The organism is Peptoniphilus harei, from assembly GCF_016726485.1.
Taxonomy (GTDB): domain Bacteria; phylum Bacillota; class Clostridia; order Tissierellales; family Peptoniphilaceae; genus Peptoniphilus_A; species Peptoniphilus_A harei.
Window position 1 is genome coordinate 1,168,030 of record NZ_CP068103.1, and the last position, 16,567, is coordinate 1,184,596.

Genomic DNA, 16,567 nt, shown 5'->3' on the forward strand with positions numbered 1-16,567 from the left:
TTAAATAAACCTGCTACTATGAGCATGAGACTTAGCGATTTAATCAAGCCCTATGATTTTAAGTTGCATGCAAATGAAAGAACTAGAGATATAAGAAATATTTTGAAAAGAGAAGCTGGAGATGTAATTGATCTTATAGGGGAAAATTACAAATTCAATGGCCTAGAAACCAATAGACCCTTGAACTCGGGATTTTTATTTGGATATCAAGCACAAATTAAAGAATTAGATTACTTATACAAAAAAACTACAAGAGAAAGCGAGGAAAAAAATGATTAACAATAAGGTGGATTTTATTTTTACAATAGAAGTTTCTGGAGCTAACCCAAATGGAGATCCTCTAACAGGAAATATGCCAAGAATTGACAACAGGGGTTTTGGAGAAATCTCAGATGTTTGTTTAAAGAGAAAAATCAGAAATAGGATGCAGGACATGGGTCACGATATCTTTGTAAAGTCTCTTGACAGGAGTGACGATGGCTTTAGGTCTCTTCAAAAAAGATTTGAGAATGAATTTAGCAAAGAATCTGATGAAGAAGTTGAAAAAAGAGCCAATGAAAAATGGCTTGATATTAGGTCCTTTGGTCAAGTCTTTACTTATCAAAAAAGATCACTTGGAATAAGGGGACCAGTTTCCATATCTATTGCAAAATCACTTGATCCAATAGAAATCACAACGATGCAAATAACTAAATCCATAAGTGGAATGGAACCAGGAGCAGGAAAAACTAGAAGTGCAGATACTATGGGAACAAAGCACTTTGTTGACCACGGAGTATATTTAGTTAATGGAAGTATAAACTCTTACTTTGCAGAAAAAACTGGCTTTGATGAAGAAGATGTTGAAACTATAAAAGAATGTATAAAAACTTTATTTTTAAATGACGTATCATCAGCAAGACCAGACGGATCCATGGAAGTAAAAGATATCTTTTGGTTTAACCACTCATCAAAGGTTGGCGATGTGTCAAGTGGAAAGATAAAAGACCTATTACAATATGATTTACCAAATGTAGAAGACCTAAAGGTAAAATATGAAGACTATAATATTAGACTTGATGAAGAAAAATTAAAGGAATATGAGGAAAAAGGCTTAAAAGTAGAACACATTCAAGGAATTTAAAATGTATCCTGAAGATGAATATTTAATGTTAAGTGGAGTCCAACATTTTTTATTTTGCAAGAGACAGTGGGCCCTTATCCATGTTGAAAATATTTGGACGGAAAACTCCTTTACAGCAGAGGGGCAAGTCATCCATACAAAGGTAGATAAACCTTTTATAAAAGAAAAGAGAAAGGAACTTATAATATCAAGAGCCATGTCAGTGAGTTCCAAAAACTTGGGACTTTCTGGCAGGCTAGATGCAATTGAATTTCACAAATCAGATGAGGGAGTGGAATTAAAAAATAGGAAGGGCAAGTGGCTACCCGTAATCGTAGAATATAAAAGAGGCAAGAAGAAAAAATACAACTACGACAATGCCCAGCTTATGGCTCAGGCAATCTGCATAGAAGAAAACTTTAATATTAAGTTAGACTACGGTTATCTTTACTACAATGAAACTGATTTGAGAGAAAAAGTTGAATTTACAGAAGAACTTAGAGATTTAACTACAAAAGCAGCCCAAGACATGCACTACTATTACAAGAATAAGATTATCCCCAAGGCAGAAAATTATAAGAATTGCAGGATGTGTTCCCTGTATAATGAGTGCAATCCAAGGCTGACAAAGAAGATGAAAAATGTTGGAAATTATATTTATGGGGCAGAATTATGAAAAAATTACTGAACACCTTATATGTAACAAATCCTGATTACTATCTTAGAAAGGAAGGAAGAAATATTTCCATAACCAAAGATTCACAGAGAATCGCAAGGTATCCCATACACATCTTAAAGCAAATAGTTTGCTTCAACTATATGGGAGTCAGCCCAGAACTCATGAAGATGTGCATGGAAGAAAATGTGGCAATAACATTCTTCACACCCTATGGAAAATATTGTGGAAGGGTCATAGGAGCCTCTTATGGAAATATTTACACGAGAAAAAGACAATACAAGATGCAAGAATCAGAAGAATCCTTGGATTTTGTAAAAAATATAATTTATGCTAAGGCCTACAACTCTAGAAAAATTTTAATAAGAGGAAAATTAGACAATAAAGATAAGGTAGATGTCAAAAGATTAGAAGAAGTAATAGAAGCAATAAAGCTGCTTATGCTAGAAATAAAAAACTGTGAAAACAAAGATAGTGTGAGAGGTATTGAGGGAATAATTGCAAGAGGATACTTCTCTGTCTTAGATGAACTCATAATAAAACAAAGAGAAGACTTCTTCTTTATAGACAGGAGCAAGAGACCGCCAATGGATAGGTTTAATGCCCTAATATCCTTTCTCTATTCTCTACTTACCAATAACATTGCTGCAGCCCTTGAAGGAGTTGGGATTGATTCTTACGCAGGATTTTTCCACACAGATAGACCAGGAAGGGTCAGTATGGCTCTTGACATAATAGAGGAGATGCGCGCCTTTCTAGTTGATAAGTTCACACTTTCAATGATAAACTTAAATAGAATAAACAAGAATCATTTTGAAGTGAAAGAAAATGGAGCAACCCTCTTAAACGAAAAGGGCAGACAGGTAGTTTTAGAAAATTGGAACAAGAGAGAACAAGAAGAAATCTACCATCCATTTCTAGAAGAAAATATAAAAATCGGACTCCTCCCTCATGTACAGGCCCTTTTATTAAACTCTTACCTAAGAGGAGATATAGAAGCCTATCCACCCTTTATGATAGGAGGATAAAATGCAAGTGCTGATTACTTACGATGTAGAGACGATAACGCCAGCTGGCAAGAAAAGATTGAGACAAGTTGCAAAAGTATGCCTTGATTATGGACAAAGAGTACAGAACTCAGTATTCGAACTAAACATATATCCAGCTGACTTAGTAGAAATAAAAAATAAATTAGAAAAAATAATAGATCCCCAAAAAGATTCCATAAGAATTTATAATTTAGGGAAAAATTGGGAAAGAAGAGTGGAAAGTCTAGGGAGAGATGACACCTATAACCCAGAAAAAGACTTGTTAATATTATGAGACTTGGACCTGGACATAAAAAGTATAGACCTAACTCACAAAAAACAAAGAAAAAAGAGACAAAACTCTTCAAAAAATGATTAGCTGTATTTTTTACTAGGAGATAATGGCTAAAAAATACAGTCGCACTCCCCGTGAGTGCGTGGATTGAAATTTGATAATCAGACCATGTATCTGACTCATCTTTAAGTCGCACTCCCCGTGAGTGCGTGGATTGAAATATATTAAGACTACTCAATATGTATTTTGTAGAACGTCGCACTCCCCGTGAGTGCGTGGATTGAAATGCTTGATCCCCGCACCGCCAGGATACCTGGGAGCGTCGCACTCCCCGTGAGTGCGTGGATTGAAATCTGGGAGCAATACCTATCAAATCTTATCAGCGACCAGGTCGCACTCCCCGTGAGTGCGTGGATTGAAATTTTTTATTCTTGCATATTGGACTTTTACATTTAGTGTCGCACTCCCCGTGAGTGCGTGGATTGAAATAAGTTATAGTTTAAATTATTCATGTCACAAACCTTGTCGCACTCCCCGTGAGTGCGTGGATTGAAATTCTTATGACGACCTCACAATAAAAAATAAATGGAGTCGCACTCCCCGTGAGTGCGTGGATTGAAATCCTTTCAGGTGCTGACTGGTGCTTTGAAAGACTTGTCGCACTCCCCGTGAGTGCGTGGATTGAAATTCTACCCATGCCCATTTATCCTCGATAGTTTTTTCGTCGCACTCCCCGTGAGTGCGTGGATTGAAATTATGCTCCCCATTTAAAAGTTTGGCATAGTCAAGGTCGCACTCCCCGTGAGTGCGTGGATTGAAATTTATCAAGAGAATGTATTTATAGGCTTTTTTGCCCTGTCGCACTCCACGTGAGTGCGTGGATTGAAATTCTACCCATGCCCATTTATCCTCGATAGTTTTTTCGTCGCACTCCCCGTGAGTGCGTGGATTGAAATTATGCTCCCCATTTAAAAGTTTGGCATAGTCAAGGTCGCACTCCCCGTGAGTGCGTGGATTGAAATGCCTGATCCTGCGGAAAGGCTCGGTCAATAGCTTGTCGCACTCCCCGTGAGTGCGTGGATTGAAATAAATCTGAAAATAAGGCTCAATCCTACCGCCGTTGTCGCACTCCCCGTGAGTGCGTGGATTGAAATCATAACATCGTCCATTATTCCTTTAAATGTAAGAAGTCGCACTCCCCGTGAGTGCGTGGATTGAAATGTCTTACTTGCAAACTCTAAAACATCATCTACATGTCGCACTCCCCGTGAGTGCGTGGATTGAAATTAAAAAGTTATAATCTTACATTTATAAACCTTGAAGTCGCACTCCCCGTGAGTGCGTGGATTGAAATAAGAGTTGGAGGGTCGACTGTACCTGCCATTACTGGTCGCACTCCCCGTGAGTGCGTGGATTGAAATTTTAGAAGAACTAAAAGCGACCTTGACAACTTGGAGTCGCACTCCCCGTGAGTGCGTGGATTGAAATAATTCTCTATCAATGGAGTTATGTATTAATAGCGATGTCGCACTCCCCGTGAGTGCGTGGATTGAAATAAAAAATCTTCCAAACGTGGTGGGAAATGGATATAGTCGCACTCCCCGTGAGTGCGTGGATTGAAATAAAAAGATTATAAGAATTATAGCTTCGGACCAATGTCGCACTCCCCGTGAGTGCGTGGATTGAAATTTTCGTCCTTCGTAAATTCCTCAGTGCAGAATTAGTCGCACTCCCCGTGAGTGCGTGGATTGAAATTCTTACCTCTGGGAGGTCTGCTCTTCTAAGTTCTCGTCGCACTCCCCGTGAGTGCGTGGATTGAAATAAATACATTTGACCTTGTTGCTCAAAAATATCTCGTCGCACTCCCCGTGAGTGCGTGGATTGAAATGGTTTCTCCTGCGGCTATGTTGTCAAAGTCCAAAGTCGCACTCCCCGTGAGTGCGTGGATTGAAATAAACAGAAAGCTACAAGGTATTTTCTCCAAAGTGGTCGCACTCCCCGTGAGTGCGTGGATTGAAATCAATTAGGGCTACAAGCCTTAGCTATAACTTGCCAAGTCGCACTCCCCGTGAGTGCGTGGATTGAAATTATTCTATGTCCTAACTGTAATGTGTGGCTTAAGGCGTCGCACTCCCCGTGAGTGCGTGGATTGAAATCTGATAAAATTTCACCTGAATCTTTTAATCTATTTGTCGCACTCCCCGTGAGTGCGTGGATTGAAATCGTCAATTAAAACTTTTTTGTCCTCGTGGTTTGCGTCGCACTCCCCGTGAGTGCGTGGATTGAAATAATTTTAGAGGAGATAGCCTTGATGTAGCTATCCCCGTCGCACTCCCCGTGAGTGCGTGGATTGAAATCATTTTCCATGGGAATTTTTATAAGATACAATTCCGTCGCACTCCCCGTGAGTGCGTGGATTGAAATTTCGCAATTAGAAACGTGTATATATTTATCATACGTCGCACTCCCCGTGAGTGCGTGGATTGAAATATCAGTCTTGCCGACTCTATCAGTCCAGACTTGGAGTCGCACTCCCCGTGAGTGCGTGGATTGAAATTTTGATACTGAAGATAAAGATATACTGGCATTAACGTCGCACTCCCCGTGAGTGCGTGGATTGAAATCATTTTCCATGGGAATTTTTATAAGATACAATTCCGTCGCACTCCCCGTGAGTGCGTGGATTGAAATTACTCTTGAAGTTCTAGATATTTTTGAGGTATAAGTCGCACCCCATACGGGTGCGTGGATTGAAATAGTACAAGTAACAGGTATTATTGCCGCTTGTGCACCTGTCGCACTCCATACGGGTGCGTGGATTGAAATTAATGCACGTAAATCACGCACATTAGATCAAAATAAGTCGCACCCCATACGGGTGCGTGGATTGAAATAAATCGTCGAAAATCAATTGAAAGATAATGAAGACGTCGCACCCCATACGGGTGCGTGGATTGAAATATAAGTAGGTCATAAGGTATTTCCAAAGATGCCCCGTCGCACCCCATACGGGTGCGTGGATTGAAATGAACTAACTCACAGTAGGGAAGAGTTTATAAGGATGTCGCACCCCATACGGGTGCGTGGATTGAAATTCACAGATTAAATTATCAATATCTTTTGTAATTTGTCGCACCCCATACGGGTGCGTGGATTGAAATTCTAATATACATTAGTGTAGTATTATAGGACTCATGTCGCACCCTTCACGGGTGCGTGGATTGAAATAGGTGTGAGGTTTTTGTTTGCTCTATAAAGTACAGTCGCACCCCTCACGGGTGCGTGGATTGAAATTGTCATGTACGCTCCGTGTTTTCTTATGGTTGGTAAGTCGCACCCTACACGGGTGCGTGGATTGAAATGCTTGATCCCCGCACCGCCAAGAGGCCAAGGGACCAGTCGCACTCCCCGTGAGTGCGTGGATTGAAATGTCTGAAGCCGAACCCCACCCAAAAGCAAAACTAGTCGAACCCTTCACGGGTGTGTGGTTTTAAATGATCAATATTCTTAAGGAGATATAATAATATTATGAAAAATATCAAAGATTTAGAAGATGATTATATTGAGAGGTTTGGAGATTTATTCCCAACAATAGGTATATCAAGAGATTATGAAAAAGAGATAATATTAATTTGTTTAGCTAAGGACAAAGATGCGTATGGGTTAGGATATTTTGATTTAGAAAAATGCTATTAAAAGTATGACGTAAATTATTCTAGGGTTGTAGTGATTGGAATTGGTGCTGAATATGAGATATTGCACCGTTTAAGATATCATCTCTTTAGATCGAATCTTTAAAAGTGTGTGTGGATTGAAATTTTGGTATCATCAAGAATTAAGTTCATAGTAGTTTGTCGTACTCTTCACGGGTGCATGAATTGATATAAGAAATGGAGATGATAATATTGAAAGAATTGAAAACATCTGAGGCACAAAGACGAGCAACGAAGAAGTGGGAACAGAATAACCCGGAGTCTAAAAGATATAGTCGTAATAAGGGTAATGCGAGAACATTTGCGAGGAAATATGCAAAGACTTTGGAAGAAGTAGAAGAGTTGGTAGAGATTTTCAAAAATGAAAACCCTAACTATAAAAAATAAAAGGTAAATTTAGCCGTACTCCATGTGAGTGCGTAGATTGAAATATGTCCCTTTTCTACAGTAGTATCTTTAGACTCATGTCGCACCCTACACGGGTGCGTGGATTGAAATAAAGATTTAAAAAAAGCTACATGCGATATTGACGGTCGCACCCTTCGCGGGTGCGTGGATTGAAATTTTCATACTGTATAATCACCTCTTGATTGAACAAGTCGCACCCTTCACGGGTGCGTGGATTGAAATATTGGGAAGATTCTGAAGGATTTAATATTTTACAGTCGCACCCTACACGGGTGCGTGGATTGAAATCCAACTATATGTTGGAAGACGCCATAAAAATGAGAGTCGCACCCTTCATGGGTGCGTGGATTGAAACAATGGCCGACTCTTTGCAGTACAAGGCGACACTGGAGTCGCACCCTTCACGGGTGCGTGGATTGAAATTTGGGTTCAAGTCCCATCCTTAGCACCATTTTTGTCGCAAACTTTATTATGAAGAAATTAAAATATTTTAAAAATATGCCTAACCTAAAATTTTTAGGTTAGGTTTTTTGTTGTTAAAAATTTTAAAGATTAAATAGAAATTAGTTAATGCTAAGTAATATTAGCTTATGAAATTTATTCTGGAGAAGCTAAAATTATTCAAGTAATTAGTATAAAGTTAAGGATTTTTACTAAGTCATTAGGAGATATGATTTGGAAAATTATTATGATGTTGAAAATTATTAGGAATTTATAAAAAATTATGAAGTAGAAAAATTTTATGAAGTTGTAAATAATTATGAAGTTAAAAAATTTTATTAAGTTGCAAAAAAACATATAGTGGAAAGTTATTATGAAGTCATTAAAGGATAAGATGTAGAAAATTTTATCATTTTATAAAAATTATTAATTTATAATAGAAGAAAGTTACAAGACCCTATAAATAAATCTAACAATCTTGTGAAGTCTTCTAGTCTTTATAGTATAATGAAAATAGCGTGCTATGAGATTTTAGCTAAAAACTTGTAGAATATTATTTTATTTATTATAATACTTTTATTATGGAGGTAATATGAGATTATCAAAACTTTATATGCCAACTCTTAGGGAGGATCCACAAGATGCTGAGATTGCATCTCACAAGTTTCTTCTAAGGGCAGGTATGATTAGAAAATCTGCTAGTGGTGTCTATACATACTTGCCACTTGGCTATAGATCTATTAAAAAAATTGAAAATATTGTTCGTGATGAAATGGATAAGGCTGGTGCTATGGAGATTTTAATGTCTGCCATCCAACCTGCTGAAATCTGGAGAGAGTCTGGAAGATGGGAAAAGTTTGGTCCTGAAATGTTCAAGCTAAAGGACAGAAACGATAGGGAGTTCTGTCTTGGACCTACTGCTGAGGAATATTTTACTACTCTTGTAAGAGACGAAGTCAAGTCTTACAAGGACCTTCCTCTTAATCTTTACCAAATTCAAACTAAGTACAGGGACGAAAAGAGACCTAGGTTTGGTATTAATAGGGCAAGAGAGTTCTCTATGAAGGATGCCTACACTTTTGATACTTCACCTGAGACTCTTGATGTTGCTTACATGAATATGTACGATGCTTATGAAAAGATTTTTGACAGACTTGAGCTTGATTATAAGATTGTTGAGGGTGACAATGGTGCCATGGGTGGTACTGGTTCTCACGAGTTCATTGCTCTTTCTGAGACAGGCGAAGGTGTAATTGTTTATTCTGAGTCTGGTAAGTTTGGTGCAACTGAAGAGAAGGCTCCTGTTGAGTATATTCTTCCTGAAGCTGAAGACAAGTTGGACTTAGAAAAAGTTCACACTCCAAATGCCAGCACTATTGAAGAGGTTGCTAACTTCTTAAAGGTTGACCAAAAGAAATGTGCCAAGGCAATTGATTTAATGTTAGGCGATGAACTTGTTCTTGTATTTATTCCTGGAGATAGGGAACTCAACCTTGCTAAGCTTGTTTCTTACACAGGTGTTGCTGAACACGACATTAGGATGATGGAAGACAGCGAAATCGAAGCTATTAAGTCTAAACCAGGATACACTGGACCTCTTGGTCTTGATGTAAGGATGATTTTTGACAAGAGACTTACTGAAATGGACAATCTTGTTGTTGGTGCCAATGAAAATGAATACCACTATATCAATGCCAATTACGGACGTGACTTTGAAGGCGAAGTTGTCGATGACCTTCTTCTTGTTGCTGAAGGCGACAAGGTACCGGGAACTGATGAGGAATATAAGTTTGCAAGAGGTATTGAAGTTGGTAATATCTTTAAATTGGGTACAAAGTATTCGGAAGCCCTTAATGCAACTTTCCTTGACGAAAATGGCAAGGCAAATTACTTCTACATGGGTTCTTATGGTGTTGGTATCACAAGATCTGTTACAGCTGTTATCGAACAAAACCACGATGACAATGGAATCATTTGGCCAATATCTGTAGCTCCTTATGAAGCAATTGTTACTATAGTAAACACTAAAGATGAAGATCAAGTTGCTCTTGGAGAAAAAATTTACAAGGAACTTGAAGCTAAGGGTGTTGAAGTCCTACTTGATGACAGGAAGGAAAGACCTGGGGTTAAGTTTAAGGACAGGGACCTTATTGGTATTCCTCTAAGAATTACTTGCGGCAAGAAGTCAGGAGATTCTATTGTTGAATATTCTACTAGAAGAGAAATGGAAAATTCTGACATCTCAGCTGACGAGGCAATCAAAAATATTTTAAGTGAAATAGAAAAGGTTAGGTAAGATGAGCGATTTTAAATTTGAAATTACTGAACACTTAGGAACTCTATCTGAGAATGCTAGGGGCTGGACTAAGGAACTAAACAAGGTTTCCTTCAACGACAGACCAGCTAAGTATGACCTAAGAGAATGGGACCCAGACCACCAAAAGATGTCTAAGGGTGTAACTCTTAGTGATGAAGAGATGGAAATTCTATCAAAGATACTAAAGGACAAGGGTATTTAATAGGTTTTTAAAATAACTTATGTTATAATATAGAGATGTGAAAAACGCGATAAGCGAGGAGGCAATTGAAATGGAAATTAATAAGAAAGAAAATAACACTGTCTTTTTTGACATTGTTTTAAAAAGAGAAGATATAAAGAAAGCTGAAAACGAAGTGTATAAGAAAAACAAAAAACACTTCCAAATTCCTGGATTTAGAAAAGGTCATGTTCCTATGAAGATGATCGAAAACATGTACGGCAAGGACGTATTCTTTGAAGATGCTATTAACGAACTTCTTCCACAAGAATATGAAAAAGCTATTGAAGAATTAGACCTTAAGGTTGTTGACCAACCAAACATTGACATTGACGAAGAAAGCATTGAAAAGGGCGAAGATCTTGTTATCAAAGTTTCTGTTGATGTTAGACCAGAAGTTGAAATCAAAGACTACGAAGGAATTGAAATCGAAGACCCAACTATTGAAGTAACTGACGAACTTATTGACTCTGAAGTTGAAAATCAAAGAGCGATGAACGCAAGAATTATCAATGTTGACGACAGGGCTGTAGAAGATGGCGACACTGTAAACATCGACTTCAAGGGTTCTGTTGATGGAGAATACTTCGAAGGTGGAGAAGCTGAAAGCCAAGACCTAAAGATTGGTTCAAACACATTTATCCCAGGCTTTGAAGAACAACTAATTGGACACGAAATTGGCGAAGAATTTGACATTACTGTTAAGTTCCCAGAAGATTATCACCAAAAAGATCTTGCTGGAAAGGACGCTAAATTCGAAATCAAATTAAACGGAATCTCTTATGAAGAACTTCCAGAACTTGACGATGAATTTGTAAAAGATATTTCTGAATTTGACACTCTTGATGAATTCAAGGCTGACTTAAGAAAGAAAAAAGAAGAAGAATTCAAAACAACTTCTGAAATGGAAAAACAAAGAAGAGCTATTGATAAAATCGGTGAAATGATTGAAGCAGACATTCCTGAAGGAATGATTAACGCTCAAATCGATGACATGATTAGAAACTATGACCAAAGCTTAAGAGCTCAAGGTATTAGCTTTGAAGACTATATTAAGATGATTGGTCAAAGTCTTGATGACTTCAAGAACACTATGAGACCTGAAGCAGAAAAGACTGTTAAAAACGACCTTGCTCTAGAAGCTCTTGTTAAAGACATGAACATCGAAATCACTGATGAAGAAATCGAAGAAGAAGTTAACAAGGTTGTAGAAGAATACTTCAAGGACGACAAAGACCACATGGAAAAAATGAGAGAATACATGCTTAACGACAACAAGGATGTTGTAAGAGACGACCTTGAAAAGAGAAAAGCTATTGAAACTCTTGTTGAAAAAGCAAAATTTGTTGAGCCAAAGGAAGTTACTGAAGAAGATATAGAAGAAGTAAAAGAAGATAAATAATCAAGGATGTGATTAAATGGCACTAGTGCCAATGGTAGTAGAACAAACTAATAGGGGCGAAAGATCTTACGATATTTACTCTAGACTTTTAAAGGATAGGATTATCTTTGCAAGTGGCGAAGTAAATGACACTATGGCAGATTTAATTGTTGCCCAACTTTTGTTCTTAGAAGCTGAAGACCCAAACAAGGATATTCAACTTTATATTAATTCACCTGGTGGATCTGTATCTGCAGGATTTGCAATTTACGACACTATGAATTATATAAAACCAGACGTATCAACAATCTGTATTGGGATGGCAGCATCAATGGGTGCATTTTTACTTGCATCTGGTGCTAAGGGTAAGAGATTTGCTCTTCCAAACTCTGACATCATGATTCACCAACCATCTGGTGGAGCTCAAGGTCAGGCAAGTGACATCCAAATCAATGCAGAAAAGATTTTAAAAATTAGACACAAATTAAATGAAATTCTTGCAGAAAGAACTGGCCAAGACCTAGAAAAAATCGAAAGAGATACTGATAGGGACTACTGGTTAAATTCTCAAGAAGCTAAAGATTATGGTTTAATCGATAAAGTTATTGAAAAAAGGGTTTGAGGTGAGATATGTCTAATACAGATGAAATTCTAAGATGTTCATTCTGTGGCAAAACACAAAACCAAGTGAATAGATTGATTGCCGGACCTAATGTCAATATCTGCGACGAGTGCATTGAGAGATGCCACACAATCCTAGAAAATGAAGTTCCTCACGAAATCAGCAAGGACTTTGACCTTAAAAAGCCTGCTGAAATAAAAGAAATCTTGGATCAATATGTTGTAAAGCAAGAAGACGCCAAGCGCGCTCTTGCTGTTGCAGTATATAACCACTACAAGAGGATTTCATCAAATAGGAAGGTAAGCAGCGACATTGAACTTCAAAAGTCCAACATTCTTATGATTGGACCTACAGGTTCTGGTAAGACCCTACTTGCACAAACTCTTGCTAGACTTTTAAATGTTCCCTTTGCCATTGCTGATGCCACAACCCTAACTGAGGCTGGCTATGTCGGCGAAGATGTTGAGAATATTATTTTGAAACTTATTCAAAATGCTGACTACGACATTGAAAGGGCAGAAAAAGGGATTATATATATTGACGAGATAGATAAGATTGCCAGAAAATCTGAAAATGTATCTATCACAAGAGACGTAAGTGGAGAAGGTGTTCAACAAGCCCTCCTAAAAATTATCGAGGGAACTGTTGCCAATGTTCCTCCACAAGGTGGAAGGAAGCATCCGTCACAAGAATTTATTCAAGTTGACACTTCAAACATCCTATTCATTGTTGGTGGTGCCTTTGACGGAATCGACAAAATTATAGAAAACAGGACTGCCAAGTCTTCTATGGGCTTTGGATCAGAAATTGTAGATAAAAAAGCTAATAAAGAAAATATTTTACAAAAGGTTGAAACTGAAGACCTATTAAAGTTTGGTTTAATACCAGAACTTATTGGTAGATTACCTGTTACTATTACTCTTGAAGAGTTAGACGAAGAGGCTCTAGTTGAAATTTTAACTAAGCCAAAGAATGCCCTTGTAAAACAATACAAGGAACTTCTAAAATTTGATGACGTTGAACTAATCTTTGACGACGAAGCCCTAAGCTATATTGCAAGAAAGGCAATAGAAAAGAAGGCTGGAGCAAGAGGATTAAGAGGCGTTATCGAAAATACAATTATGAATGTAATGTATGAAATTCCTTCAAGAGATGACATCAAAGCAGTTAAAATAACAAAGGAATCAGTAGAAGGAACTGCACCTGCTGAATTAATAAAAAAATAAATAAATAATTAGCCGTGGTTGCCACGGCTTTTTTAGAAGGTGAAAAATGGATAAAATTAAATTACCACTTATCCCACTTCGAGACCTAGTTATCTTTCCACACATGGTTATGCATTTTGATTGCGGTAGAAAAATTTCTCTCAACGCAATTGATGCAGCAGAGATGAAAGATTCAAAAATATTTTTGGTGGCCCAAAGAGAACTTGAAATCGAAGACCCAAAGAGGGAAGACCTCTTTGGAATTGGGACTGTGGCTACTATAAAACAAATTTTAAAACTGCCTGGTGGAATTGTCAGGGTCCTTGTTGAAGGTGAAGAGAGGGCAAAAATTTCTGAACTTGATATCACAGAAGAGATGATTGAAGCAGAAATTGAAATCCTTGAAGACAAGGAAAGTGACTTCACAGAAGATGAAGAGATTGAAGCTGCCCTTAGGCTGGCCCTTAGCGACTTGGAGGCCTATTCATCTTTAGATGATAAATTATTCCCAGGACTTATTTCAAATATTGCAGACACTGAGGACCCATCAAGGTTTATTGATACAGTTGTGGGATATTTGAATTTTAAATTGGAAGACTATCAAAGGATTTTAGAAACAACAGATATCTATGAGAGACTTGTGGCCTTTCATGAAATCATGAAGAAGGAAATTGAAATTCTTTCTATAGAAAAGAACATCAATGACCAGGTCAAAAAGAAAATGGACGAGGTCCAAAGGGAATATTACCTAAAGGAACAATTAAGGGTAATCCACAAGGAACTTGGTGACGGAGAAGACGAGGCCGAGATAACAGAGTCCTACAAGAAAAAAATTGAAGAAAAGGCCCTTCCTGATGAAGTCAAGGACAAGGCCCTTAAAGAAGTTAATAAGCTGGGCAACTTAAATTCACAATCGCCAGACTATTCACTTTTAATAAATTATCTTGACTGGATCCTTGACCTACCTTGGCTTGAGTCTGGAGATGAAAAGAGAAATATTTCTGATGCGAGAAAAATTTTAAACGACGAACACTATGGACTTAAAAAAGTTAAGGAGAGAATCCTAGAATTTATTGCCGTTAGGATTTTATCAGGCGACAAGGGTAGGGGACCAATCCTCTGCTTAGTGGGACCTCCTGGAGTTGGTAAAACTTCCATTGCGCAGTCAATTGCAAATTCTCTTAACAAAGAATTTGTCCGCATGAGCCTTGGTGGAGTAACTGACGAAGCAGAAATAAGAGGTCACAGGAAGACTTATATTGGAGCTCTTCCTGGAAGAATTATTTCACTCTTAAAGAAGGCTGGCAAAAATGACCCAGTATTTTTATTTGACGAGATAGACAAGGTGGGCAACGACTTTAAGGGCGACCCTGCATCAGCTCTTCTAGAAGTTCTTGACCCCGAACAAAATAATTCCTTTACAGACAGGTACTTGGAACTTCCCTTTGATCTATCAAAAGTCTTTTTCATAGCAACAGCTAACACGACAGCAACTATACCAAGACCCCTCCTTGACAGGATGGAAGTCATCCAACTTGAAGGCTACACTCCAAATGAAAAATTCAATATTGCAAAAAAATATTTAATCTCAAAGCAAATTGAAGAAAATGGACTTAAGAAAGAAAATATTAGTATTTCTGACAGAGCCATAAAGGACATAATTGACTACTACACTCGTGAATCAGGAGTTAGGGGACTTGAAAAACAAATTTCAAAAATTGTGAGAAAGGCTGCCCTAAAAATTGTGGAAGAAGACTTAGATAAGGTTTCTGTTTCCACAAGAAATATTGAGGACTTTCTTGGAGAAAAAATTTTCAGGATTTCTGAAGCAGAAAAATCTCCTGAAGTTGGTTCAGTAAATGGACTTGCTTGGACAGAAGTTGGTGGCACAAGCCTTGTCATAGAAACGATAGTTATGCCAGGCAAGGGCAAGCTAACTCTAACAGGATCGCTGGGAGATGTGATGAAGGAGTCAGCCATGGCTGCCATCTCTTATATTGCATCAAAGGCAGATGACTTTAAGCTCGATCCAAACTTCAGGTCCAACACAGACATCCACATCCACGTCCCTGAAGGAGCAGTGCCAAAGGATGGCCCGTCAGCAGGGATTACAATTGCGACATCAGTCTTATCTGCTCTAACAAAGAGGCCAGTTAACAACGACGTGGCCATGACAGGAGAGATAACACTTCGTGGAAAAGTCCTTCCAATTGGCGGTCTAAAGGAAAAACTTCTGGCAGCAGAAAGATATGGAGTCAAGACTGTAATAATTCCAGAAGAAAACAAGAGGGACTTAAAGGAAATTGAAGAAGAAGCAATTAAGAAGTTAGATGTGAGACCAGTTTCCAAGTTCGAAGAAGTTGCAGAGATTGCCATAGGTGATTTTAATGAAGATAAATAAGGCAGAACTAGAAAAAGTTGCAGTAGAAGAAAAGCAATATCCTGACCCGAATATCAAGGAGTTTGCCTTTGCAGGCAGGTCCAATGTTGGTAAGTCATCCTTTATAAATGCAATGTTAAATAGGAAAAATCTTGCAAGGACTTCATCTACACCGGGAAAGACTAGGACTATCAACTTTTACAGGGTCAATGATGATTTGCGTCTTGTGGACTTGCCAGGTTATGGCTACGCAAAAGTTGCCAAGTCAGAAAAAGAAAAGTGGGCAGGCATCATCAACAGGTATCTTGAAAATAGAGAAAACCTAGTTGAGACAATCCTACTTGTGGACATAAGACACGAACCGACAGCCCTTGACAAGCAAATGTATGACTACATCATTGAGTCAGGATTCTCGGGTATAGTGATTGCGACAAAAAAAGATAAAATAAAAAAATCTCAAGTAGATAAACACATATCAATAATTGCCAAAAAACTTGGCGTCAAGCACAGGGAAAATATAATTCCCTTCTCCTCCTCAAAGAGAGACGAAGTCAAGGACATGTGGTTTATCTTCGAAGATATGCTTAGATTTCATGAAGAATAAAATTATAAATCAAGAGCTGGGAGACTGGCTCTTTTTTCTTGTGAAAAATTTTAAAATTAATAGAAAAGAATTTTTTAAAGTTCATAAATAATAAGTTATTAAGAAATTCTTAATAAGTGACAGACAAATTTCACATACTTTTTAAGTATTATTCATATATAATTGATATGATAAG

General features: G+C 37.9%; 14 protein-coding genes and 1 CRISPR repeat array. All 14 genes read left to right on the forward strand.

Annotated features, from left to right (window positions below):
• Window positions 1-24: 24 nt before the first annotated feature.
• Entirely contained in the window at window positions 25-279 is a 255-nt protein-coding gene (locus tag I6I93_RS09225) for a hypothetical protein (protein WP_236587158.1), read from the forward strand.
• A complete protein-coding gene (gene cas7c, locus I6I93_RS05420) occupies window positions 272-1,123 on the forward strand; it encodes a type I-C CRISPR-associated protein Cas7/Csd2 (RefSeq protein ID WP_112889739.1) in 852 nt (283 codons plus the stop codon). Before I6I93_RS09225 ends, cas7c begins: the two co-directional genes overlap by 8 nt.
• 1 nt (window position 1,124) lies before the next feature.
• Entirely contained in the window at window positions 1,125-1,778 is a 654-nt protein-coding gene (cas4, locus tag I6I93_RS05425) for a CRISPR-associated protein Cas4 (protein ID WP_112889740.1), read from the forward strand.
• Window positions 1,775-2,806: a type I-C CRISPR-associated endonuclease Cas1c gene (gene cas1c, locus I6I93_RS05430; RefSeq protein ID WP_112889741.1), complete on the forward strand. Its 1,032-nt coding sequence runs from the start codon at window positions 1,775-1,777 to the stop codon at window positions 2,804-2,806. Before cas4 ends, cas1c begins: the two co-directional genes overlap by 4 nt.
• Window position 2,807: 1 nt before the next feature.
• Window positions 2,808-3,101: a CRISPR-associated endonuclease Cas2 gene (gene cas2, locus I6I93_RS05435; RefSeq protein ID WP_112889742.1), complete on the forward strand. Its 294-nt coding sequence runs from the start codon at window positions 2,808-2,810 to the stop codon at window positions 3,099-3,101.
• A gap of 122 nt (window positions 3,102-3,223) precedes the next feature.
• Window positions 3,224-6,531: a CRISPR direct-repeat array (repeat unit 32 nt; unit sequence GTCGCACTCCCCGTGAGTGCGTGGATTGAAAT).
• 98 nt (window positions 6,532-6,629) lie between these two features.
• Complete coding sequence (locus I6I93_RS05440) at window positions 6,630-6,797, forward strand: serine/threonine protein phosphatase (protein ID WP_112889743.1); 168 nt, start codon at window positions 6,630-6,632, stop codon at window positions 6,795-6,797.
• Between the two features lie 209 nt (window positions 6,798-7,006).
• Window positions 7,007-7,201 carry a hypothetical protein gene (locus I6I93_RS05445; protein WP_112889744.1) on the forward strand — a complete coding sequence of 65 codons (195 nt, stop codon included), beginning with the start codon at window positions 7,007-7,009 and terminating at the stop codon, window positions 7,199-7,201.
• A gap of 1,054 nt (window positions 7,202-8,255) precedes the next feature.
• On the forward strand, window positions 8,256-9,959 hold the full coding sequence (locus I6I93_RS05450) for a proline--tRNA ligase (RefSeq protein ID WP_112889746.1): 1,704 nt from the start codon (window positions 8,256-8,258) through the stop codon (window positions 9,957-9,959).
• 1 nt (window position 9,960) lies between these two features.
• Window positions 9,961-10,182: a YdbC family protein gene (locus I6I93_RS05455; protein WP_112889747.1), complete on the forward strand. Its 222-nt coding sequence runs from the start codon at window positions 9,961-9,963 to the stop codon at window positions 10,180-10,182.
• 70 nt (window positions 10,183-10,252) lie between these two features.
• Window positions 10,253-11,602, forward strand: coding sequence for a trigger factor (gene tig / locus I6I93_RS05460; RefSeq protein ID WP_112889748.1), 1,350 nt, complete (start codon window positions 10,253-10,255; stop codon window positions 11,600-11,602).
• A 16-nt stretch (window positions 11,603-11,618) separates the two neighbouring features.
• Window positions 11,619-12,203 carry an ATP-dependent Clp endopeptidase proteolytic subunit ClpP gene (clpP, locus tag I6I93_RS05465; RefSeq protein ID WP_070702681.1) on the forward strand — a complete coding sequence of 195 codons (585 nt, stop codon included), beginning with the start codon at window positions 11,619-11,621 and terminating at the stop codon, window positions 12,201-12,203.
• Window positions 12,204-12,211: 8 nt separating this feature from the next.
• Entirely contained in the window at window positions 12,212-13,429 is a 1,218-nt protein-coding gene (clpX, locus tag I6I93_RS05470) for an ATP-dependent Clp protease ATP-binding subunit ClpX (RefSeq protein WP_070702678.1), read from the forward strand.
• Window positions 13,430-13,475: 46 nt separating this feature from the next.
• The gene (gene lon / locus I6I93_RS05475) at window positions 13,476-15,809 is read left to right on the forward strand and encodes an endopeptidase La (RefSeq protein WP_112889749.1); all 2,334 of its coding nucleotides are present in this window, start codon (window positions 13,476-13,478) and stop codon (window positions 15,807-15,809) included.
• Window positions 15,796-16,392, forward strand: a complete 597-nt coding sequence (gene yihA / locus I6I93_RS05480; protein WP_112889750.1) for a ribosome biogenesis GTP-binding protein YihA/YsxC — start codon at window positions 15,796-15,798, stop codon at window positions 16,390-16,392. The genes lon and yihA overlap by 14 nt, the downstream gene beginning before the upstream one ends.
• The last annotated feature ends 175 nt before the right edge of the window (window positions 16,393-16,567 follow it).

Bases quoted from the DNA above. Each gene is read 5' to 3' on its own strand.
- I6I93_RS09225 (WP_236587158.1), top strand. From the start codon at position 25: ATGAGACTTAGCGATTTAATCAAGCCCTATGATTTTAAGTTGCATGCA.
- cas7c (WP_112889739.1), top strand. From the start codon at position 272: ATGATTAACAATAAGGTGGATTTTATTTTTACAATAGAAGTTTCTGGA.
- cas4 (WP_112889740.1), top strand. From the start codon at position 1,125: ATGTATCCTGAAGATGAATATTTAATGTTAAGTGGAGTCCAACATTTT.
- cas1c (WP_112889741.1), top strand. From the start codon at position 1,775: ATGAAAAAATTACTGAACACCTTATATGTAACAAATCCTGATTACTAT.
- cas2 (WP_112889742.1), top strand. From the start codon at position 2,808: ATGCAAGTGCTGATTACTTACGATGTAGAGACGATAACGCCAGCTGGC.
- I6I93_RS05440 (WP_112889743.1), top strand. From the start codon at position 6,630: ATGAAAAATATCAAAGATTTAGAAGATGATTATATTGAGAGGTTTGGA.
- I6I93_RS05450 (WP_112889746.1), top strand. From the start codon at position 8,256: ATGAGATTATCAAAACTTTATATGCCAACTCTTAGGGAGGATCCACAA.
- I6I93_RS05455 (WP_112889747.1), top strand. From the start codon at position 9,961: ATGAGCGATTTTAAATTTGAAATTACTGAACACTTAGGAACTCTATCT.
- tig (WP_112889748.1), top strand. From the start codon at position 10,253: ATGGAAATTAATAAGAAAGAAAATAACACTGTCTTTTTTGACATTGTT.
- clpP (WP_070702681.1), top strand. From the start codon at position 11,619: ATGGCACTAGTGCCAATGGTAGTAGAACAAACTAATAGGGGCGAAAGA.
- clpX (WP_070702678.1), top strand. From the start codon at position 12,212: ATGTCTAATACAGATGAAATTCTAAGATGTTCATTCTGTGGCAAAACA.
- lon (WP_112889749.1), top strand. From the start codon at position 13,476: ATGGATAAAATTAAATTACCACTTATCCCACTTCGAGACCTAGTTATC.
- yihA (WP_112889750.1), top strand. From the start codon at position 15,796: ATGAAGATAAATAAGGCAGAACTAGAAAAAGTTGCAGTAGAAGAAAAG.